Origin of the sequence: Klebsiella sp. CN_Kp104, assembly GCF_040064515.1 — a bacterium.
GTDB classification, from domain to species: Bacteria; Pseudomonadota; Gammaproteobacteria; order Enterobacterales; family Enterobacteriaceae; genus Klebsiella; species Klebsiella aerogenes.
Genome location: NZ_JBEAII010000002.1, coordinates 368,834 through 389,559, shown reverse-complemented (window position 1 = coordinate 389,559; position 20,726 = coordinate 368,834). Strand labels below are relative to the sequence as shown.

At 55.3% G+C, this 20,726-nt stretch carries 21 protein-coding genes; 11 read left to right on the top strand and 10 right to left on the bottom strand.

Annotated features, from left to right (window positions below):
- Positions 1 to 98: 98 nt before the first annotated feature.
- The 4 genes from ABLU80_RS03805 to ABLU80_RS03790 all read left to right on the top strand — a co-directional run bounded on the left by ABLU80_RS03805 (position 99) and on the right by ABLU80_RS03790 (position 3,889).
- Positions 99 to 977, top strand: a complete 879-nt coding sequence (locus ABLU80_RS03805; RefSeq protein WP_260841527.1) for a DMT family transporter — start codon at positions 99 to 101, stop codon at positions 975 to 977.
- A gap of 477 nt (positions 978 to 1,454) precedes the next feature.
- Positions 1,455 to 2,636 (top strand): MFS transporter, encoded by a 1,182-nt coding sequence (locus ABLU80_RS03800; RefSeq protein ID WP_348849719.1) that lies wholly within the window; start codon positions 1,455 to 1,457, stop codon positions 2,634 to 2,636.
- Between the two features lie 112 nt (positions 2,637 to 2,748).
- A complete protein-coding gene (locus ABLU80_RS03795) occupies positions 2,749 to 3,321 on the top strand; it encodes a DUF3304 domain-containing protein (RefSeq protein WP_348849718.1) in 573 nt (190 codons plus the stop codon).
- Between the two features lie 277 nt (positions 3,322 to 3,598).
- Positions 3,599 to 3,889 (top strand): hypothetical protein, encoded by a 291-nt coding sequence (locus ABLU80_RS03790; RefSeq protein WP_015366702.1) that lies wholly within the window; start codon positions 3,599 to 3,601, stop codon positions 3,887 to 3,889.
- Positions 3,890 to 3,895: 6 nt separating this feature from the next.
- On the opposite strand, the gene ABLU80_RS03785 is transcribed toward ABLU80_RS03790, so the two are convergent.
- A complete protein-coding gene (locus tag ABLU80_RS03785; RefSeq protein ID WP_348849717.1) occupies positions 3,896 to 4,696 on the bottom strand; it encodes an MBL fold metallo-hydrolase in 801 nt (266 codons plus the stop codon).
- Positions 4,697 to 4,876: 180 nt separating this feature from the next.
- Between ABLU80_RS03785 and tam the strand changes: the two genes are divergently transcribed.
- The gene (gene tam, locus ABLU80_RS03780) at positions 4,877 to 5,641 is read left to right on the top strand and encodes a trans-aconitate 2-methyltransferase (protein WP_063446911.1); all 765 of its coding nucleotides are present in this window, start codon (positions 4,877 to 4,879) and stop codon (positions 5,639 to 5,641) included.
- On the opposite strand, the gene ABLU80_RS03775 is transcribed toward tam, so the two are convergent.
- Positions 5,631 to 6,404, bottom strand: coding sequence for a DeoR/GlpR family DNA-binding transcription regulator (locus tag ABLU80_RS03775; protein WP_015366705.1), 774 nt, complete (start codon positions 6,402 to 6,404; stop codon positions 5,631 to 5,633). The two genes, tam and ABLU80_RS03775, sit on opposite strands and share 11 nt — an antisense overlap.
- A 220-nt stretch (positions 6,405 to 6,624) precedes the next feature.
- Between ABLU80_RS03775 and otnK the strand changes: the two genes are divergently transcribed.
- From otnK to denD, 5 genes are all read left to right on the top strand, one after another.
- Entirely contained in the window at positions 6,625 to 7,893 is a 1,269-nt protein-coding gene (gene otnK, locus ABLU80_RS03770; protein WP_285176896.1) for a 3-oxo-tetronate kinase, read from the top strand.
- On the top strand, positions 7,890 to 8,519 hold the full coding sequence (locus ABLU80_RS03765; RefSeq protein ID WP_020078909.1) for an aldolase: 630 nt from the start codon (positions 7,890 to 7,892) through the stop codon (positions 8,517 to 8,519). The genes otnK and ABLU80_RS03765 overlap by 4 nt, the downstream gene beginning before the upstream one ends.
- Positions 8,519 to 9,298: a 2-oxo-tetronate isomerase gene (gene otnI, locus ABLU80_RS03760; protein ID WP_126027956.1), complete on the top strand. Its 780-nt coding sequence runs from the start codon at positions 8,519 to 8,521 to the stop codon at positions 9,296 to 9,298. The genes ABLU80_RS03765 and otnI overlap by 1 nt, the downstream gene beginning before the upstream one ends.
- Before the next feature lie 63 nt (positions 9,299 to 9,361).
- On the top strand, positions 9,362 to 10,678 hold the full coding sequence (locus tag ABLU80_RS03755) for an MFS transporter (RefSeq protein WP_348849715.1): 1,317 nt from the start codon (positions 9,362 to 9,364) through the stop codon (positions 10,676 to 10,678).
- 19 nt (positions 10,679 to 10,697) lie between these two features.
- Positions 10,698 to 11,681 (top strand): D-erythronate dehydrogenase, encoded by a 984-nt coding sequence (gene denD / locus ABLU80_RS03750; RefSeq protein WP_348849714.1) that lies wholly within the window; start codon positions 10,698 to 10,700, stop codon positions 11,679 to 11,681.
- A 159-nt stretch (positions 11,682 to 11,840) separates the two neighbouring features.
- On the opposite strand, the gene ABLU80_RS03745 is transcribed toward denD, so the two are convergent.
- From ABLU80_RS03745 to sad, 7 genes are all read right to left on the bottom strand, one after another.
- The gene (locus ABLU80_RS03745; protein ID WP_032711589.1) at positions 11,841 to 12,281 is read right to left on the bottom strand and encodes a GNAT family N-acetyltransferase; all 441 of its coding nucleotides are present in this window, start codon (positions 12,279 to 12,281) and stop codon (positions 11,841 to 11,843) included.
- Between the two features lie 216 nt (positions 12,282 to 12,497).
- Positions 12,498 to 13,949, bottom strand: a complete 1,452-nt coding sequence (locus ABLU80_RS03740; protein ID WP_348849713.1) for a tagaturonate reductase — start codon at positions 13,947 to 13,949, stop codon at positions 12,498 to 12,500.
- 103 nt (positions 13,950 to 14,052) lie between these two features.
- A complete protein-coding gene (locus tag ABLU80_RS03735; protein WP_320885704.1) occupies positions 14,053 to 14,592 on the bottom strand; it encodes a GNAT family N-acetyltransferase in 540 nt (179 codons plus the stop codon).
- A gap of 81 nt (positions 14,593 to 14,673) precedes the next feature.
- On the bottom strand, positions 14,674 to 16,095 hold the full coding sequence (locus tag ABLU80_RS03730) for a GGDEF domain-containing protein (RefSeq protein WP_047079450.1): 1,422 nt from the start codon (positions 16,093 to 16,095) through the stop codon (positions 14,674 to 14,676).
- Positions 16,096 to 16,209: 114 nt separating this feature from the next.
- The gene (locus ABLU80_RS03725) at positions 16,210 to 16,578 is read right to left on the bottom strand and encodes a DUF4186 domain-containing protein (RefSeq protein ID WP_015705325.1); all 369 of its coding nucleotides are present in this window, start codon (positions 16,576 to 16,578) and stop codon (positions 16,210 to 16,212) included.
- Entirely contained in the window at positions 16,578 to 17,504 is a 927-nt protein-coding gene (glsB, locus tag ABLU80_RS03720; RefSeq protein ID WP_015366717.1) for a glutaminase B, read from the bottom strand. The genes ABLU80_RS03725 and glsB overlap by 1 nt, the downstream gene beginning before the upstream one ends.
- Before the next feature lie 80 nt (positions 17,505 to 17,584).
- Positions 17,585 to 18,970, bottom strand: coding sequence for a succinate-semialdehyde dehydrogenase (sad, locus tag ABLU80_RS03715; RefSeq protein WP_072382808.1), 1,386 nt, complete (start codon positions 18,968 to 18,970; stop codon positions 17,585 to 17,587).
- Between the two features lie 105 nt (positions 18,971 to 19,075).
- Here sad and ABLU80_RS03710 point away from each other — a divergent pair, with 105 nt between their 5' ends.
- Positions 19,076 to 19,954, top strand: coding sequence for a LysR family transcriptional regulator (locus ABLU80_RS03710; RefSeq protein WP_015705323.1), 879 nt, complete (start codon positions 19,076 to 19,078; stop codon positions 19,952 to 19,954).
- A 10-nt stretch (positions 19,955 to 19,964) separates the two neighbouring features.
- On the opposite strand, the gene ABLU80_RS03705 is transcribed toward ABLU80_RS03710, so the two are convergent.
- Complete coding sequence (locus tag ABLU80_RS03705; protein ID WP_015366720.1) at positions 19,965 to 20,726, bottom strand: DeoR/GlpR family DNA-binding transcription regulator; 762 nt, start codon at positions 20,724 to 20,726, stop codon at positions 19,965 to 19,967.

Here is a 20,726-nt window from a genome sequence, read left to right as displayed (position 1 = left end):
CGTCATTGTATCCATGACAATTATTTGATTGTCATGGATTGTGCGACCTACTATCGACCCGGTCAACCACCTTAACTATCACTACAAAGAGGTCACACGTGCACAACCGTCGCGCTTCCACTTCTATATCCGGTTGGATAAACGGTTTTATCGGCGTCGCTATTTTTAGCGGCTCGCTACCCGCCACCCGCATCGCCGTGCAGGAGTTCGATCCTTTTTTCCTGACTTTCTGCCGTGGGGCGATTGCCGGGGGGCTTGCGCTGGGCCTGATCTGGCTTTTACGCCTGCCGCGCCCGCAAGCGGGACAATGGCGTTCACTGGCGCTGGTTGCCGGCGGCGTGGTCATCGGCTTTCCGCTGCTGACGGCACTGGCGTTGCAGCGGGTGACGTCTGCCCACTCAATTGTTTTTATTGGGTTATTGCCGCTAGCGACGGCGATTTTCGCGGTGATCCGCGGCGGTGAGAGACCGCGCCCTGCCTTTTGGGGATTCTCGCTGCTGGGCAGCATACTGGTAGCCAGTTTCGCGCTGGCCGGTAACACCGGGATGTCCATTTCAGGCGACCTGCTGATGCTGGCGGCGGTAGTGGTCTGCGGATTGGGTTATGCCGAGGGGGCGCGCCTCACCCGAGAGCTTGGCGGGCTGGCGGTCATCTGTTGGGCGCTGCTCCTGTCCCTGCCCCTGATGGTGCTAGCCTGCGGGTTAACGCTTCCCGTCAGTTTCCGTGGTATCAGTGCGTCTGCGTGGACCGCGCTGGCCTATGTCTCGTTATTCAGCATGCTGATAGGTTTTATCTTCTGGTATCGGGGACTGGCAATCGGCGGTATTGCGGCGGTCGGTCAACTCCAGCTATTGCAGCCCTTTTTCGGCCTGGCGCTGGCGGCACTACTCCTTCATGAATCAGTGAGCCCGTTGATGGTTGTCGTCACGCTTGGCATCATTTTCTGCGTGATCGGTTCGAAGCGCTTTGCCCGTTAAAATAGTCGGCAGCCTGATTTGAGGCGAGTTCCTCTCTCAGGCTGTCTTTATCATCAATTAAACTGTGGCGCGACCGAATGGCCGCAGGCGCTGTTAGCGTCAATGGTGTCGTTCATGCAGGTCTGCGAATCAAGGCCCTGACCCGGCGCCATCCCCGAGGATGATGAGGAACCTCCTGAACAGGCGGATACAGCAAAAACAATGAGCAATATAAGTAATTTTTTCATCGCGATGACCTCCGGGAAGCAAATAGGTTGCCGTGCTCCATCCTAAGACTGGCCACTCATCCATTTCCCTTTCAAACTCAGGTATCACTCTAAGAAATAATATGGGCGTTATTTATCATCTGTATAGCTATATTATCGGTCATTTTGCCAATAAATGAACCGAGCGTTGGCATAAAATGCTCGCCCGCTCGCCGGAGCCGCCGCGCTTGCGCTATGCTTAACCTCCCTTTCGTTTTAAACACTTAGCGTTATGACTACTTCTGTCAGCACCACTCAGCTTAACCTGCGAATTATTTCCATCGTTGTCTTCACCTGTATCTGCTATCTCTCCATCGGCCTGCCGCTGGCGGTGCTTCCCGGCTACATCCACTACCAGCTCGGGTACAGTACGCTAATCGCCGGAGTCGTTATCAGCCTGCAGTACATTTCAACGCTAGTAAGCCGCCCGCATGCTGGCCGCTATACCGATATCTGGGGGCCAAAAAAGGTCGTTAGCCTCGGCATCATCTGCTGCATGTTAAGCGGACTCTTCACCCTCGCGGCGGTGATGTTGCAAGCTATACCGCTTCTCGCCGTCAGTGCCCTGTTGATTGGCCGGGTTTTCCTCGGCGTGGGAGAGAGCTTTACCGCCACCGGGGCAACGTTATGGGGCATTAAAACCGTTGGCGCGATTCACACCTCGCGGGTGATTTCATGGAATGGCGTCGCGACCTACGTGGCAATGGCCGTCGGCGCGCCGCTGGGGGTGATGCTCAATAGTTATTTTGGCATCAGCGGTTTTGCCGTAGTGGTGGTGCTGGTTGCGCTAATTGGATTACTCTTCGCCCGTACCCGCCAGGATGTCAGCGTGACCGCCGGAGTGAGAGCGCCATTCCATGTGGTAGTGCGCAGAATCTGGCCCTACGGGCTGGGACTGGCGCTGGGTACCGTCGGCTTTGGCGTTATCGCCACCTTTATTACCCTCTATTTTTCGGCTCACCACTGGCAAGGCGCGGCCTTCACCCTCTCTCTTTTCAGCATCGGTTTCATTTGTATACGCCTGATCCTTGGCAACACCATTACCCGCTACGGCGGCGTGCCGGTGTCGCTTGTCTGCTTCGTAGTAGAGTGTCTTGGGTTATTGATTATCTGGCAGGCACCGTCGGCGTGGATCGCCGGTATCGGCGCATTCCTCACCGGTTCTGGTTTCTCGCTGGTCTTTCCGGCGCTGGGCGTCGAGGCGGTGAAACAGGTAGAAGAACAAAACCAGGGTACGGCGCTGGGTACCTATTCAGCCTTTCTCGATTTGGCGCTGGGTTTGACCGGCCCGGTGGCCGGTTGGGTGGCGGGTTATTATGCGCTCGATACGCTGTACCTACTGGCGGCGGTGGTCGTCGCCATGGCGTTTATCCTGCTGCTTTGGGTTCGTCGAGGAATCCGAAGTTCAGTGTAACTAAAACTCGCGTTAAGCCTGTTTTTTTGATTTTCAGAAAAAAACAGAGGAGAATCCTTACAAATAGTAGGCATTAAAATCATGCCCCATCCCTGAATAAAAGGAATTATGGATGAATCCCTATTACAGGACTTTGCTGACCGGTGTCGTTCTGCTGCTTACCGGCTCTCCCGTCGCATTTGCAGGCACTATCGAAGCCATCAACCATACCAAATGGGCGATTAATCATTTCAGCGTTAACGGACAGTCCGGTCTTGATGCCATAGGCCCCTTTCAGGGGGGAGGCGGCGGATGCTGTTACCGCGCACCGCCGTCATGGAAACCCGGCATGACCGTCAGGATAGACTGGGAAACAGGTCTGGGTAGCACTCTTGATATGACAGAACCCAAACCCATCCCACCCAATACCACAGGGATGTCTCAAAAAGACAGAAATCGTGCCTGGGATGAGTACAGTGCTAAAAATAGGGAATGGTTCGCAAAAATCAGGCGGATGAAAAAACAGCATTCACGCATCGTGCCACTCCCGCCCTATACCTCCACAGACAAAACCTGCGGCATCACCGTGCATTTCCAGCCCTGTGACCAGGTAAAAGTCACAACAAGGTGCGCCGATTACGGCAGTCCGGCTTATCCGGTTAAAGACCCCATTCAGATGAAGGAGCCCGCCGTATGTCCGAAGTGAATAGTGCGCCGGTCTGGTATCCACCATTAATCAAAATACAACAGACCAGGGCGAACGTATGATGTATGCCGATTAATCATGATACTGGTAACAATTTAATCAATAATTGACGACGCTTTAATATCCGTGCCACCATTCCGCGAGCATCCAGTCCTGGATGCCGGGCGGTACGGGTGCAGTGATAGAGGTCGTCAACAAAACGATCCCCCCGTGACCTGGCTCCATTCGACTCGTCGCCTGATGCGGCGAGCGGCTTACCCTGGCGGGAAATACCGACATGCATCAAAGTTTCAACCAGCGCGTTCATTTTTACTACTGCATTCTGGTCGCGCTGAAAATCCACGTAAAAACGAAAAAATCGGGCGGAGCGAGAGGGAAAAATAACTTTCTTCTCAAATGGTTGCGTAAAGCGCAGGACAACAACATCTTTCACCCGGATATCACCAGCGAAATCGAATGGCTACGCGGAAAAATTATCCAGGCCGGTCATGATACTGACCTTGAGCCGATGCTGGAATTCGTCTATGCCACCGCCCGGCGCGCCGAAATGCTGAAAGATGCCGACTGATCCTTATTAAGCTAGCTGCAAAATATCCCCTGTAGCCGGCGCCTGTGCGCCGGCGAGCCACAGTTTTCCCCAGGCGCCGGTACAGTGGCAGGCCAAAATTTTCTCCACCTGCAGCTGCTGTAAATAACTTCGGACCTGCCAGACCCTGGCGACGGATGCGGCGCGCAGGTGTAGCCCACCGATCAATGCGTGGACCCGCTCGATGCCGGTGATATTCTGACAATGCCGCACAATGTTCTCTACGCCGCGATGTCCGCAGCCGCAAATGATGACCAGACCGTGGTCGGAAAGATAAATAAGGACGCCTTCATCGACGATATAATCAGGCGTTAACGGCGAGCTGGCTAAAACGCCAAAGGATTGCGGACGGTTTACCACGATCTCGCCCGACCACAACAGACGTTCGCTGATGGCAAACGGCTGCCGGTAGCATTCCATGCGAAAGCGGGAATAGTCGAGCTCAAGCGAGAGTTTTTTGATTTTGCGTACGTGCCGGCCAAGGCTGATAGCGGCATAGCGCGGTTGGGTAAGCAGTGGATGACAAATAATTCGGCTCCCCTCCGGCAGCCAGGGGACGCCACCGCAGTGATCGTAATGGCCGTGTGATAATACCGCCGCGGTCAAGTTATCCAGTTTAATCCCCATCCGCTGCGCATTCTTAAGAAAACTGCCGTCAGGGCCGGTATCAAACAGCACTTTGCTGGTTTCATCTTCAAGGAGCAGGCTAAGTCCGGCTTTGGCTGTCAACGCCGGATCGGCCTGCGCTGCAAGGCGATTTTCCAGCAATACCCTGATGGTTAAGGCCATTATTTCATTCATCCCTGTTATATATGCACTACCAGTGTAACGAAGAAACCCTGCAATCTGTGTGATGGGCGCCGCACCCTTCGCCCCGAAAAAAAGTGACGCTGTCACTAAAAAAACAGCTTCACAACCGCGCTACGTCCTCTATGCTGATAGACGCGGATCGTTAACATGAGGTTATCTATGGCAGACTGGAATCCCTCGCTGTATCTGAAATTTGCTGATGAGCGCACCCGACCGGCGGCTGAGTTAACGGCGCGTATTGCGCAACAGCCGGTCAAGCTGGCTGTGGATCTGGGCTGCGGTCCAGGCAACAGCACGGCCTTACTGCGTGCGGCGTGGCCTGAAGCGCGAATTATTGGCGTTGATAATTCCGCCGCCATGCTGGCACAGGCGGCGCAAGCGCTTCCCGATTGTGAGTTTATCACCGCAAATATAGAAGACTGGCAGCCATCTGAGCCCGCAGACGTGATCTATGCCAATGCCTCTTTACAATGGCTCACAGACCATCAAACGCTGTTCCCGCGACTGGCCGGTCAGTTAAGCGATGGCGGCGTTCTGGCGGTTCAGATGCCGGATAACTGGCAAGAGCCCTCTCATACCCTGATGCGTCAGGTCGCTGAAGAACTGGGATTTCCGGAAAGTGGCCGACAGCCGCTCCCCCGCGTCCAGCAGTATTACGACATGCTGAGCAACAGCAGTTGCGAGGTGGACATCTGGCGCACCACCTATTATCACCCTCTGGAATCGCACCAGGCGATCGTTGACTGGCTGCAGGCGACCGGTCTGCGCCCGTATCTGCAAAATCTTGATGAAGAAGAAAAGAACGTGTTTTTAGAGCGTTATCTGACGCTGTTACAACAACATTATCCGTTACAGTGTAACGGAAAGGTATTGTTATTGTTCCCGCGGCTGTTTATTGTCGCGCGACGCCTGGTTAACGCGTAGTCGCCAGTTCGACATCAACGTTAAGCGCATTCAGCTGATTTACCACACTGCTGCTAAGCCGGTCATCGCTGATGATGACATCAAGCTCGCTCAGCGGCAGGATCAGGTAATTCGCCATTTTTCCATATTTTGATGAGTCGCTTAGCAGGATACATTTTTCACTTACCTTCGCCACGGTCTGTTTCACGATGGCTTTATTTTCGTTGGGCGTCGACAGTCCGCGCAAATTCCATGATGACGCCGAAATAAACGCGACATCGATAAACAGGTTCTCCAGCATTTTTGCCGTCAGGTGGCCAACGGTCGACTGATTCTCACGGCATAAGCGTCCGCCGGTATGGATCAATTCACATTGCCCGCGTTCAATCATCAAATTGGCAATGGCGAAATCATTGGTGATGATCAGCAAGTCCTGACGCTCAACCAGGTTTTCGGCCAGCGCGAGCGTCGTGGTCCCGGCATCCAGATAGACGGTACTGTTGGCAGGAATGTGCTTAAGCGCCGCCAGGCCAATAGCCTCCTTTTCCTGGGGAAACATAAGCGTTTTATCGCGATGCGAAGGTTCATTCAGCAGGCGGGTTCGTTGCGGAAGTGCCACACCCCCCGATACGCTGGCCAGCACGTTAAGCTGCTCCAGGCGCTGAATATCGCGCCGGATTGTCATATGCGACACGCCCAGCGCCTCGACCAGTTCGACGACGCTGACCACCCCTTTGTCTTTAATGATTTCCAATATCTTCTCTTGTCTCTCCAATGGCAGCATCGATTTCTCCTGATGGTGTCTCGCTATCTCATATTTTCACATTTTATCACATCATCCAAGGCTGTACACTGGATTAACAGTGCCTGTTAATGTGAAAAATAGATAATAAATGTTATTTATTGTGATCGTCGTCGCTGTATTCATCACCTCAATCATTGATATTAACATTTAACAACAGATAATACCGTAAATTAACACTCGCTGTATGAGGGGACAGGATATGAGAGCAGGCATAATTGCCGATGATTTTACCGGCGCGACGGATATCGCCAGTTTTCTGGCTAATAACGGAATAGCGACCAGCCTGTTTAGCGGCGTCCCCGGTGAAGATTACCAGGGCGATGCGCGCGCATTAGTCGTGAGTCTAAAATCACGTTCTGTACCAGCCGAAGAATCTGTGACGCTGTCACTTAATGCGCTGCACTGGCTGCAACAACAGGGGTGCGATCGTTTTTATTTTAAGTACTGCTCTACCTTCGATAGCACGAGAAAGGGGAATATCGGCCCGGTAACCGATGCCTTAATGGATGCGCTGGGCGTCGCAACCACGATTATCTCCCCGGCGTTGCCTATTAACGGTCGTACGGTGTATCAGGGACATTTATTCGTAGAAGACCGCCTGCTACAGGAGTCCGGTATGCGCAACCATCCGGTCAATCCCATGGATGACAGCGATCTGCGCCGTTTAATGGAACGTCAGTCACGCGGCACATGCGCCCTTATCAATGTACAGATTCTGGAATCCGGCGAGGCAGCCGTGCGCGACGCGCTCCAAACCCTATCCGCCGCGGGCTATCGCTATATCGCGCTGGACGCATTAAACGAGAAACATCTGCAAATTCAGGGGCAAGCGTTGCACGATATGAAGCTGGTTACCGGTGGTTCCGGCTTAGCCGCGGGTCTCGCGCGTTGCTGGGCCAACGCCACCGAGCCTTCCCTTCCCTTTAGCGTCACCACGCCAGCGGCCTGTACGGTAGTATTATCCGGGTCCTGCTCTATGAGAACTCAGTCACAGGTGGAAAAATACCGCCAACTGGCGCCAGCGCTGGCCGTGGACGTGGCAGGTTTGCTTGATAAACGCTGGACGCTTGATGAGTATTGCGGTCAGATCGTTGAATGGCTGCACCAGCAGTCCGACGCGGCCATGGCGCCAATGGTTTACGCCACGACTTCGGTCGCAGAGCTGCACAACATCCAACAGCGCTATGGCGCCGAGCCAAGTCGGTTGATCGTTGAGACGCTGTTTTCTCAATTAGCAAAACAACTTGCGCAGCAAGGCGTGAGCCGGTTCATCGTCGCGGGCGGAGAGACCTCCGGCGCGGTAACGCAAGCGCTTGATATTCGCCATTTCACTATTGGCGCCGCGGTCTCACCCGGCGTTCCATGGATCAAGGCAGATTCCCGGCCGCTTTTCCTGCTGCTCAAATCGGGTAATTTTGGCGATGACAATTTCTTTGCCCGCGCGCAGACCGCGGAGGCTTGCGCATGAACGAGTCATCCTTACGCCAACAGATGGTCTCTATCGCTCGCTCTTTCTTTAATCGCGGCTATGCAACCGGTTCGGCTGGCAATCTTTCCGTCCAGCTTGCTGACGGCACGATTCTGGCCACCCCGACAGGCTCCTGTCTTGGCGAGCTTAACGCCGAAGAATTGTCGCACGTGACTCTGAGCGGTGAATTGCTCTCGGGTTTAAAACCCTCAAAAGAGGTGAGTTTTCATCTCGCGCTGTACCGCAACAATCCGCAGTGTCGCGCCGTCGTCCATCTGCATTGCCATTACCTGACGGCCCTATCCTGCCTGCAGGACCTGGACCCGGCTAATACCCTGCCGGCCTGTACGCCGTATGTGGTCATGCGGGTCGGCGAAATACCGCTGGTCCCCTATTTCCGCCCTGGCGATCCGCAGATTGGCCAATGGCTCGGCGAACGCGCCGCGAAGCATAAGGCTTTTTTGCTGGCTAATCATGGCCCGGTGGTGGTGGGCAAATCGCTACGCGATGCCGCCGACAATCTGGAAGAGATGGAAGCGTCCGCCCGCCTGTTCTTCACGTTGAAAAACAGCCCGGTGAACTATCTCGATCATCAACAAATGACTGTGCTTCGAGGAATGCAATAATGTTGAAACTTGCTGCCAATTTATCGATGTTATTCGGCGAAAATCCGCCTCTGGAGCGCTTCTCCCTGGCGGCCAGAGCCGGTTTTAATGCCGTTGAGATGTGGTTCCCTTACGAATATCCCGTAGAGACCGTCGCCCGCGAATTAGAGAAACATCACCTCAAGCTTATCGGCATTAATACTCCGGCAGGCAATACCGCACGCGGCGAATGGGGATTATCGGCTTTACCTGGCCGTGAAGAGGAAGCCCGCAAAGCCATTGATTTAGCCATTCACTATGCTGCGGCTCTGCAGTGCCCGGCGATACATGTTATGGCGGGCGTCACCGAAGGGTTCGATCGGCAGCACTGTGCGGACACGTTTATTGACAACGTACGCTATGCGGCGGATCTGGCCAAACCGCATAACATCACCATTTTGCTTGAAGGTTTATCGCCCGCCACCCGTCCGGGTTATTTATTTTCCAGCCAATATCAGGCGATGGAATATATTCGCCAGGCGGACCGCGACAATATTCGACTGCAGCTTGATATTTTCCATGCCCAGCAGGTCGATGGCAATCTAACGTATTTATTGAAAAACTATAAAGAGTATATCGGCCATATTCAGATTGCGTCGGTACCGGCGCGCCAGGAGCCGATTGACGGCGAAGTGGATTATCAATGGATTTTCGCCGTACTCGAGCAGGAAAAATATGATGGTTACGTCGCCGCGGAATATAGTCCTCGCGCCGGAACGCAAGCCGGACTGGATTGGGCGCAAACCTGGTTAAATAACTAAAACCTACATAATATCAATGCCTCAGTGAGCGCCGATGCGCGCTCATTTTTCGGAGATAGAACTATGTCAAACCACTCTGCGTTGAGTCTGGAGGGCGTTGCGCCTGCCATAAATGAAGAGTTAGTGTGGAAGAAAGTCGTCCGCCGCACGCTGCCCTTATTAATGATTTGCTATATTCTGGCCTATCTTGACCGGATCAACGTCAGTATCGCTAAATTACAAATGTCGAGCGATCTGGCATTTTCAGACACCGTTTACGGTATCGGTGCGGGAATATTTTTCATCGGTTTTTTCTTTTTTGAAATTCCCAGTAATATGATCCTTCATCGCTTTGGCGCCAGACGTTTACTTGGCGGTTTACTTATTTCCTGGGCGCTCATTGCGCCGCTGACGGCATTTGTGCGCACGCCGCTGGAGTTTTATACCGTGCGCTTCTTTTTAGGCGTGGCGGAATCTGGCTTTTATCCCGGGGTAATTCTGTATCTTTCGTTCTGGTTCCCCAGCTATCGCCGCGGGCGGATGTTCGCCCTCTTTGCTACCGCCGTACCGCTTTCCGGGATCCTCGGCGCTCCGCTCTCCGGGTGGATTATGGGCCATTTTCATGAGTACGGCGGCCTCGCTGGCTGGAAGTGGTTGTACATTATTGAAGGCGCGCCATCTCTGCTGATTGGCGTGCTGGTGATATTTCTGCTGACCGACCGCATTTCTCAGGCGAAATGGCTGTCAGATGACGAAAAAGCGTTGCTCGAGGCGCGACTGCGCAGCGATGGCAGCCATAAGACCGAACAGCATGGTTCAATGCTGGCTGTATTGAAGAATCCGAAGGTTTGGTTACTGACTTTTATCTATTTCTGCCTGATTGCCGGGTTCTATACCGTCAGTTTCTGGATGCCAACGCTGATTCATAACGCCGGTGAAGGCGATGTGCTGAAAGTCGGATTGTTAACCGCTATTCCTTATGCCGCAGCGATAGTCACCATGATTGCCGCTTCGCGCAGCGCCGATAAACATAGAGAACGTCGCTGGCATCTCGCCGCCATCGCCGTCATGAGCGGCCTGGGGATGATTATTGCGGCGCTGTTCAGCCACGATCTGGTGATTGCGATGATCGGTTTAACAATTGGCGCCGCCGGCGGATTGAGCACCCTACCACTCTTCTGGAGCCTGCCGACGGCCTTTCTTGGCGGCGCTTCCGCCGCGGTCGGTATCGCGGTAATCAACTCCTTTGGCAATCTAGCCGGCTTTGTCGCCCCGTGGATTATGGGCCTGCTCACCGATATGACCCATTCGACGCTAACCGGCACCTTAATCATCTCCGCGACGCTGTTTATCGGCGCTGCTGCGATATTCCGTATTCCTGCCCGTATGGTTAACCATTAATAATATTGAGAAAATCACCATGAATAATACATTAACGATTGCCGTCACCGGCGCCGCCGGATTTCTCGGCACCCAACTGGTCAAGGCGCTGCTTCAGCGCGGTTCGTTGAGCAACCCGCAGGGCGAAACGCAAGAAATCAGTAGACTGATCGCTATCGACCGCGTGGCGTTACAGGGGATCGACGATAGCCGTTTACAGGTATTAACCGGCGACATCAGCGATAGCGAATGGTTACGTAGCGCGATTCCAGCGCAGGTCGATAGCGTCTTCCATTTAGCCGCCATCGTTTCAAGCCAGGCTGAACAAGACTTCGAGCTGGGGATGAAAATCAACGTTGATGCCTTCCGTCAACTGCTGGAGCATCTGCGTCAGTTGCCGAAGAACGTCAAACTGGTGACCACCAGTTCGGTGGCGGTATTCGGCGGCGACTTGCCGGAAAAAGTGTGCGATTCACAGGTATGGTTGCCGCAGAGTTCTTACGGCACGCAAAAAGCCATTTGCGATCTGTTACTGGCGGATTACAGCCGTCGCGGTTGGCTTAATGGCAGAAGCCTGCGCATGCCCACCATCGTCGTGCGCCCGGGGAGGCCCAATCAGGCGGCATCGAGTTTTGCCAGCGGTATTATCCGCGAGCCACTTAATGGGGAATCCGCCGTTTGCCCGGTCGCGGCGGATACCCGTCTGTGGCTGTTATCGCCCCGTAACGCAATTAAGGCTTTAATTCACGGGCATGAACTGGCTGAAGCACAGTTGACGGACGGTCGGGTGATTAATCTCTGCGGGCTGTCGGTCAGCGTCGAACAGATGATCGCGGCGTTGCGCCAGGTTGCCGGCAGTGAAGTCGCGCAGCGTATCACCTTCACCCCCGATGCCGCCATTGAACGCATTGTCAATTCGTGGCCCGGCGATTTCGACACGCGCTATGCTCAGCGTCTTGGGTTTAGCGCCAACCACAGCTTCAGCGAAATGATCGAAGAGTATATGGCGGATTACCTCAAATAGGTTCGGTACCAGCGGCGCCCGACGGCGCCGCTGCATGTCACCAGGGGAAGTCGTGAACCAGCGAAAGATCCCAGGCGGTGGCCAGTAACGACAGAAACATAATCAGATTAACGGTAGTTTCGATTCGTTTTTCCATGCTGCTTCTCCTGTGTCGCACAGCTAGAGCTTCATCAGATACCGAACATAATCGTCCGCAGGGGTGAATTCATCATACAGTCGGCGTGCAGGATTATCGTGACGGGTGTGCCAGTACAGCCGCGACCATCCCTGAATTTTACCTTCAGCCTGCAGGGTTCGAATCAGCGTTCTCGCGACTCCCCGCCCGCGGGCTTTTGGTGCAACAAACAGGTCTTCCAGATAACAGACAGGCGTCGTTACCCAGGTGCCTTCGTGAAGTACGCAGATAGCAAACCCCAGCACCTCGCCCTCAACCACGGCTACCCGACCGATCACCGGAGACTGCGGATCCAGCAGACGTCGCCAGGTATGTTCGGTGACGGTTTCCGGCTGCGGGCTATTATAGAACTGCGTGTACCCCTCCCATAACACTCGCCAGGCGCTGTAATCCCGGTCAGTAGGTTCACGTATGTCTATATTCATTGATGGGATCTCCGCACGCTAAACATCATCGTTAAGTCATTATTTTGCTTTCTGAAAATGACTTCAAGCGCCGAGTGCACATTTCATCCCTTTCCCCGCTGCGAAGCGATGTCGGTACGATGTTACTGCAACGGTTTTCTGCTAACAACAACCAGAATGTTGTAACTAATGAAAGAGATTAACCCGGCAGCATGCCGGGTCATTGCAGAGGAGCGTTTAGCACAGCGGTTTTACGGCGCTGCGCATGCCGTCACGTAAGATAGCATCCAGATTAGCCGTTACCTGCGCCGTCAGTCCTGGCACCTGCGTCAGATCCTGCTGCCAGTGCGATTCTACCGACAACACCGACGTTACCAGATCCTGCGTTGAAAGCTGGCCATCGCGATGCTGCGCCCACAGCGTCTGAAAGCGAGCGATCCATTCCGCGTCGTCCTGAACCGGGTAGACTTCACCGTTACGCTCACCGCGGTAGAAGGCGATCAATGCCGCCAGCGCGAAAGTCAGGCGCGGTGGCAATTTACCGCTTTGCTTCTGCCCTGCCAGCAGCTGCGGCAGGATACGTGTACGGAACTTAGTCATGCCATTGAGGGCGATGGATAACAGCTGGTGTTTGATATAGGGGTTGCGGAAGCGTCCTGTTACCGCGCTGGCGAATGATTCCAGCTCATCGCGCGGCAGATCGAGAACCGGGATAATCTCCTGGTATATCGCTTTTTCGACAAATGCGCAGACTTCCACGTCGTTCATCGCTTCACCGACAGTTTCCAGGCCCGCCTGCCAGGCTACCGGCACCAGTGCGGTATGCGCGCCGTTAAGAATCGCTACCTTCCGTTCTTTATAGGGTTTGATATCGTCAACAATCAGCACGTTGAGCGGTAATTTATTGAGGCGCAGTTCGGCGGCAAGCGATTTCGGCCCCTGGATCACGAACAGGTAAAAGTGCTCGGCGGTATCAAGAAAGGCGTCGTTATAGCCAAGCTGCGTTTCAATCTGCTCCGCTTCATCGCGCGGATAGCCGGTCACGATGCGGTCCACCAGCGTCGAACAGAAGGTGTTCGCCTCTGCAAGCCAGGCGGCGAAAGCTGCCGGCAGCGCCCATTCACGTGCATAGCGCAGCACCAGTTCACGCAGCGCCTCGCCGTTATAATCAATGAGCTCACAAGGGATGATAACCCAGCCTTTATCGGCGGCGCCGGCAAAATGGCTGAAGCGCTCATATAGCAGCCGGGTCAGTTTCGCCGGATAACTTACCGCGGGGGCATCGTCGAAACGGTCGCCCGCATGGTAACTGATACCGGCCTCCGTGGTGTTGGAGAAGACAAAACGAATGTCCGGATTGTGCGCCAGGCGCAGAAATTCATCGTAATCGTGGTAGGCGCTAATTTCGCGGTTTACCGAACGAATAAGACGCGCATCGCTGACCGCCTCGCCCTTTTCATTCAATCCGCGAATAATCGTGGTATAGAGGCCGTCCTGAGTGCTCAGCGACGGCGGGAAATCGCTGGCGATGGGTCGGACGATGACCACGCCAGCATTCAGGTCAGTATGCTCGTTAAGCAGGTCAATCTGCCAGTCAACAAACGCGCGCAGGAAGTTACCTTCGCCAAACTGGATGATACGTTCAGGGTACTGCGCGCCGGGGAAATCACGACGGTTTAAGGTTTTCACAATGGGTTCCCTCTTAGAGTAGTCATACAACCTGAGTAATTGGTCCAATAAGTTATCAGGTTTTATGATTGGCAAAACCCCGTTTTGATCAAACCTCTTCGCTTTATTCGGTCACCGGGAGGATCTTATAGAACAGCGTGGTGCCCGTCATTTCCCCGTCAGGCATTAAGGCAAACTGCGGAATTTCTCCCGCTTTTTGCCAGCCGCACTGCTGATAGAAGCTCTCCGCGCCGCTGCCGGTGGCGGTATCCAGCACCAGCACGGTTTTCCCGTGCGCCAGTGCAATAGCCTCAAGCTCGCTCATCAGTAACCCGGCGATCCCCTGCCGGCGCGCATTTTGGTGAACCAAAAGCTTGGCGACATCGGCGCGATGCGGCTGGTTTTCCGGCTGGTCGATAATCAACTGGACGGTCCCCACTATCTGCCGTTGTTGGTTTTCGGCCGCCAGCACAATCCGCTCGCCGGCAGCGACGCTTTGCGCCATCCGCTGCCAGAAGCGCTCGCCGGTGTCCGGTGAAAACGGCTGCATAAAACTGACCGAAGCCCCGCCGTTAACGCAGCTGGCGAGGATTTCATTTAATTGCGGAAGATGTTCAAGAATGGATTCACGCGTAAGCGTGCGAAGTGAAATAGGTGTGGCCATGGGTTGCTCCCTGATAATGACCACATCACTATGTTTTTAACTAATATTTAACTCAAGCAAAAAGACCATTGGATTTTCTTATCACACGCCGTCAGGCAGCGCTTGCACGCAAACACGATTGCGCCCGGCCTGCTTGGCGTTGACTAACAGGTCATCCGCTTCCATTAGCAGCTGATTAAACAGCTCGGCGATCCGTCCTTCACCCACTTCACGACACTGCAAGCCGAGACTCACCGTCAGGCGAATACGCTGCTGCCCCCAGGTGAACGTTTCCGACTCAATCCCCTGGCGAATTTTTTCCGCCAGCAGATGGGATTGTTGAGCATTATCGAGCAGCGCCGCAACGGCAAACTCTTCCCCGCCGATACGCGCCACCATTCCCTCTTCGCCCGCCAGCTCACGCACGCGCTGGGCAAACTGGGCCAGCACGCAGTCACCGCATTCGTGGCCCCAGGTATCATTCACCCGTTTAAAACCATCGATGTCCAGCACCATCACCGAGAGCTGTTTATCCGGGTGCGGGGCCTGGCGTTTCAGCGCCTCGCCCAAACCGGATCGAGAGTAAACCCGGGTCTGAAAATCGAAGTCAGCGCGGAGCGCCAGTTGTTTTACCAGGTTGTTGATAGCCTCGACGCTGGTCGCCACGATCACCGGGCTAATCAGCATCGCCGCCATGCCAAGACGGGTTGAAAACAGCTGCCACGGCTGCGGACGCGCATCCGGCGACAGATGGATAAGCGAGTTTGCCACCAGCAGAATCTCAGTGATACCGGTAATAAACGTCAGCAGGCAGGTCAGCGGCAATGGATAGCGAATCGCGCACCAGATCAGCGCCGGCAGCGGGAAAGTCAGGCTTCCGGCGCCGCCTACCGCCACGCCGAGCGCCATCGATAGCACCAGCGCTATCACCGGCAGTAGTTGGCTAAAGCGAAAGCGGCCCAGAACCGATGGCAGCGTCAGGGTCAGAATAAACGGCAGGATGAGGACCGCGGTCGAGAACTGCTCGCTAAACCAGTCCGCCAGTTGCGGAATAAAAGTCGCTCGTTCAACATCAACCGAGCCCAACGCGCCAACCGCCGCGCACACCAGCGCCGCCAGCAGGCAATAACAGAAAAGATTCAGAGCGTTAATTGGCCCCGGCATCGAATCGGCACGCCGCTTATCCCACAGCACCAGCTGCGCCAGAATGACGATGAAGACGATATTGGAGAAGTTAATCAGCAGCGACGCAAAGCCCATGCCCCAACGGGAAGTCAGGCCGTCATAAACCAGCATCGCAGCAAAACAAATAGCGTAAAAATAGCTGCGATTTAGCCAGACGTAGCGTGCGAAAATACCTGCCATAACGGCATTGAGCGGCCAAAAGAACGAGAGCTCCTGCACCAGACGTAACATAGCGCCCATAAAGTGCAGCAGGATCGTCAGCGTGAATAACACCAGCGCATCGCGCACCGGTTGATCCTCGCGAAATAGCGTGAATGACCGAATCGACAGTGAAGACATTCAGTAATTATCCGTCTAATTGTTTCAGGCAATTATTATGTAAATAATTAGTTAGCGGATTATCATAGCATGAGAATATTTGTTAGGCATACTGCCATGCCTGAGCGTTATAGGTTAACGGTTGGTAAGCGCGTTCATTTCCATCACCAGCCAGTGGTGAATCACCTGTACCACGTAACGCTGCTCCTCGCCGCTCAGTTCCCGCCCGCGCGGGATCGCATGCCATTTTTCCAGGCATCCGCGGCAGCAGGTCGCCGTAGCGTGCTGGGCGATAAATACCGGGTGCCCGCGCATCGGCGTCTGCTTACCGTCATTAGCAATCTGCGCCGGAGCCAGCCGTTTAGCGATAAAATCCGCCGCGTGGCTGTCGATAATCTCCGGCCCTTTATCATAACAATACTGCCGCTCTTTCACCCCAAGGTGGAAGCGAGAGCGGAACGTTGAACGCCCAAGCCGGGCGAACAGATTTTCCATTGCAGACATCAGAACACCGATCTTCCTAAACGTTGGGTGAGTTTTTCCAGTAAGGCGATCCCCGCCAGCGAGTTACCCGCTTCATCAAGTTCAGGACTCCACACAGCAATCGCCATCTCCTGCGGCACAATCGCCACAATACCGCCACCGACGCCGGATTTTGCCGGCAGCCCGACACGCCAGGCGAACTCGCCGGCGTTCTGGTACATGCCACTGGTCATCATCAGCGCGTTAACCTGCCGTGACTGAATCGGCGCGATGACCGGGTCCGCCAGATGCGGGGCAATCCCCCGATCGGCGAGAAACAGGAAGGTCCGCGCCAGCTCAACGCAGCTCATCTCCAGCGAGCAGTAGTGGAAATAGTTTTGCAGCACCGTGGCGACATCATTATGGAAATTGCCGAAGGATTTCATCAGCCAGGCGATGGCGGCGTTACGCGCGGAGTGTTCGAACTCGGAGCGCGCGACCACCGAATCATAGGCGATATCGTCCACCCCGCTTAGCCGACGCACGATCTCCAGCATTCTCTGACGCGGCGCGCTCAGGCGGCTTTGCAGCATGTCGCAGACCACCAACGCCCCAGCGTTGATAAAAGGATTACGCGGTTTGCCCTGCTCGATCTCCAGCTGCAGTAAGGAGTTAAAGGGCTGGCCGGAGGGATCTTTACCGACACGCTGCCAGATCTCCTCTTCCTGATAATGGTTCATCGCCACCACCAGACTGAGCACCTTCGAGATAGATTGAATCGAGAAACGTTCGTGGGCATCGCCGGCGCTATAGTGCTGGCCGTCAACCGTACAGATGGCGACCCCCAGTTTATTGCCGCTGACCCGCGCCAGGGCTGGAATGTAGTCCGCTACCTTGCCGCGCCCTATCAGCGGCCTGATTTCTGCCAGAACGGCATCCAGCATTGCATTATTAATAACCGTCGCCACACTCGGCTCCTTGCCCACCATCGAAATTCGGGTGGCGAGTATAGCAGAGCGCGACGACGGACGTCAGGCGCTAACGTCGATTAGCGGCGGTCTTTCCATACGGTTTGAATATTGCAGAACTCATGCAAACCGAAATGCGACAGTTCCCGACCAAAGCCGCTCTTCTTCACGCCGCCGAACGCCACGCGAGCATCGCTGGCGCTGTAGCCATTGATAAACACCCCGCCGCACTCCAGACCACGCGCAAAACGCTCCGCTTCCGCGCTGCTTGACGTAAAGACGGTTGCCGAAAGGCCAAACTCGCTATCGTTAGCCAGTTCAAGGGCATGCGCGGCGTCGCGGGCTTCACTGATGGTAGCCACCGGGCCGAAAAGCTCCTGACGGAAACCGGTCATCTCCGGGGTAACGTTGGCCAGTACCGTTGGCGCGTAGTAGTTGCCGGCGCCGGCGATTTTCTCGCCGCCAAGCAATAACGTCGCCCCTTCCTTCAGCGTGGCTTCAACCTGTTGATGCAGTTCATCGCGCAAATCAAAACGCGCCATCGGGCCGATGTAATTTTGCTCGTCGCGCGGGTCGCCCATTTTCAGCGCCGCCACCGCGGCCACGAATTTTTTAGTAAAAGCGTCGGCGATACCCGCCTCAACGATAAAGCGTTTCGACGCCGCGCAGACCTGCCCGCTGTTCTGATAACGGCCGATGACGGCGGCTTTTACCGCTTCGTCCAGATCGGCATCGTTGAGTACGATAAAGGGATCGGAACCACCGAGTTCCAGCACGCATTTTTTCAGCGCTGCGCCGGCCTGAGCGCCGATTGCCCGCCCGGCGCGTACGCTACCGGTCACCGTGACCGCCGCGATACGATCATCATTGATAATTTGCGAGACGCCTTCATTGGTGGCGTTGATCCAGCCAAAGACGCCAGCCGGCAGACCCGCTTTGGCAAACAGTTCGCCCAGCAGCTGCGCGCAGCCCATCACGTTCGGTGCGTGTTTCAGCAGATAACTATTCCCTGCCAACAGAATCGGTACCGCGCCGCGCAGAACCTGCCAGACCGGGAAGTTCCACGGCATCACCGCCAGAATCGGCCCCAGCGGCCGGTATTCAATCACCGCCTTATTATCTTCTACCTGGGTGGCTTCGGTCGCCAGCATCGCCGGGCCATGTTCGGCATACCAGTCGCAGAGATTAGCCGATTTGCTCACTTCGCCGCGCGCCTGGGCGATGGGCTTACCCATTTCAAGGCTGATCATTTGCGCCAGCTCTTCGCCGCGGGCGCGCATTGCGCCGCCGACTTTACGCAGCGCGGCGGCGCGATCGGCGACCGTTACCTGGCGCCACTGGCGAAAACCCTGTTGCGCCAGGGCAATGGCTGAATCCACTTGTTGTTCGGTTGACCACGGCAGAGACGACACGACTTCACCAGTGGTCGGGTTCACGGAAACCGCATGGGTGGCAGATAAATTCATGGTTATTCTCTCTGTAGGGATTGCGAAGTGTGGATAGTGTGGCCTACTCTTCCTTTCATTGAAAATGAATAATATTAAGCAAAACATTCACAAAAGAAGAATGCTATGGACCTTACCCAACTTGAGATGTTTAACGCCGTCGCCAGTACCGGCAGTATTACCCAGGCCGCGCAGAAGGTGCACCGCGTCCCGTCGAATCTGACCACCCGCATTCGCCAGCTGGAGGCCGACCTCGGCGTCGAGCTATTTATTCGCGAGAACCAACGGCTGCGTCTGTCGCCCGCCGGGCACAGTTTTTTACGCTACAGCCAGCAAATCCTGGCGTTAGTCGATGAAGCGCGGATGGTGGTCGCCGGCGATGAGCCGCAGGGGCTGTTTTCCCTCGGCTCGCTGGAAAGTACCGCTGCGGTGCGCATCCCCACCACGTTAGCCCTTTTCAACCAGCGTTACCCGAAGATCCACCTGGCGTTGTCCACCGGCCCTTCCGGCACCATGATTGACGGCGTACTGGAAGGCGCGCTCAGCGCGGCGTTTGTCGACGGTCCGCTGGTTCATCCCGGTCTGGAGGGGCTACCGGTGTTCCCGGAAGAGATGATGATCGTCGCCCCTTATGGCCATGCGCCGGTAACCCGCGCCAGCGAGGTCAACGGCGCGAATGTCTACGCATTTCGCGCCAACTGCTCCTACCGCCGTCATTTTGAGAGTTGGTTTCACGCCGACCGCGCGACGCCCGGAAGGATCCATGAGATGGAGTCCTACCACGGTATGTTAGCCTGCGTAATCGCCGGCGCTGGGCTGGCGCTGATCCCACGCAGTATGCTGGAGAGTATGCCAGGCCATCAGCAGGTTTCCGCCTGGCCGCTCGCCGAAGAGTGGCGCTGGCTGACGACCTGGCTTGTGTGGCGACGCGGCGCGAAGACGCGCCAGCTGGAGGCATTTATTGAATTGCTGAACGAGGACCGTCAGGCGGCAAGCGCGACATGATGGCCGGACGTTAATCGGCGATAATCAGCCGCGGCGAGAGTTCCTGGAGCGCATCACGGGTCTCCCCTGGCAAATGCGCATCGGTGATGATGTCCGTGAGTGAGTCGAGGTGCGCGATATTGAACAGCGACCAGGCGCCGTATTTCGAACTGTCGGCCAGCAGGATCCGCCGCCGGGCGTTGGCGATCAGATCGCGCTTCAGCGCCGCCTTCTCTTCCGTCGGCGCGGTAATGCCCTTTTGCAAATCCCAACCGTTACAGCTGACGAATGCCAGATCCGGCCACACATTCTGCAGCAAGCGTCGCCCATGTTCGCCAATACACGACTGGCTGCTGTCATCGATGCGCCCGCCGATAATCGTCACCTCAATCTGTTTGAATTCAGCCAGAAACAGCGCGATATGCAGATCGCTGGTGATGACCCGCAGCGGCAGATGCGTAATCTGTCGCGCCAGTTCAATCATGGTGGTACCGGCGTCCAGCACAATGGCATCGCCGGCCTTGATAAGCGACGCCGCCGCCCTGGCGATGGCGTATTTCTCCTGAGGGCTACGCTGCGCTTTTTCCAGCGTCGTCGGCTGTGTGGGAATAAATCGGTTGAGCGTCACGCCGCCGTGGGTACGGCTAATGACCCCTTCCTGATCGAGTTTAATCAGATCGCGACGGATGGTCGCCGGCGAGGCGTTAGTTACCGCAACCAGTTGGTCGACCGTTACCAGATTATGGCTTTTCAGGAAGTCCATAATCTGCTCTAACCGATTATATCCCTTCAT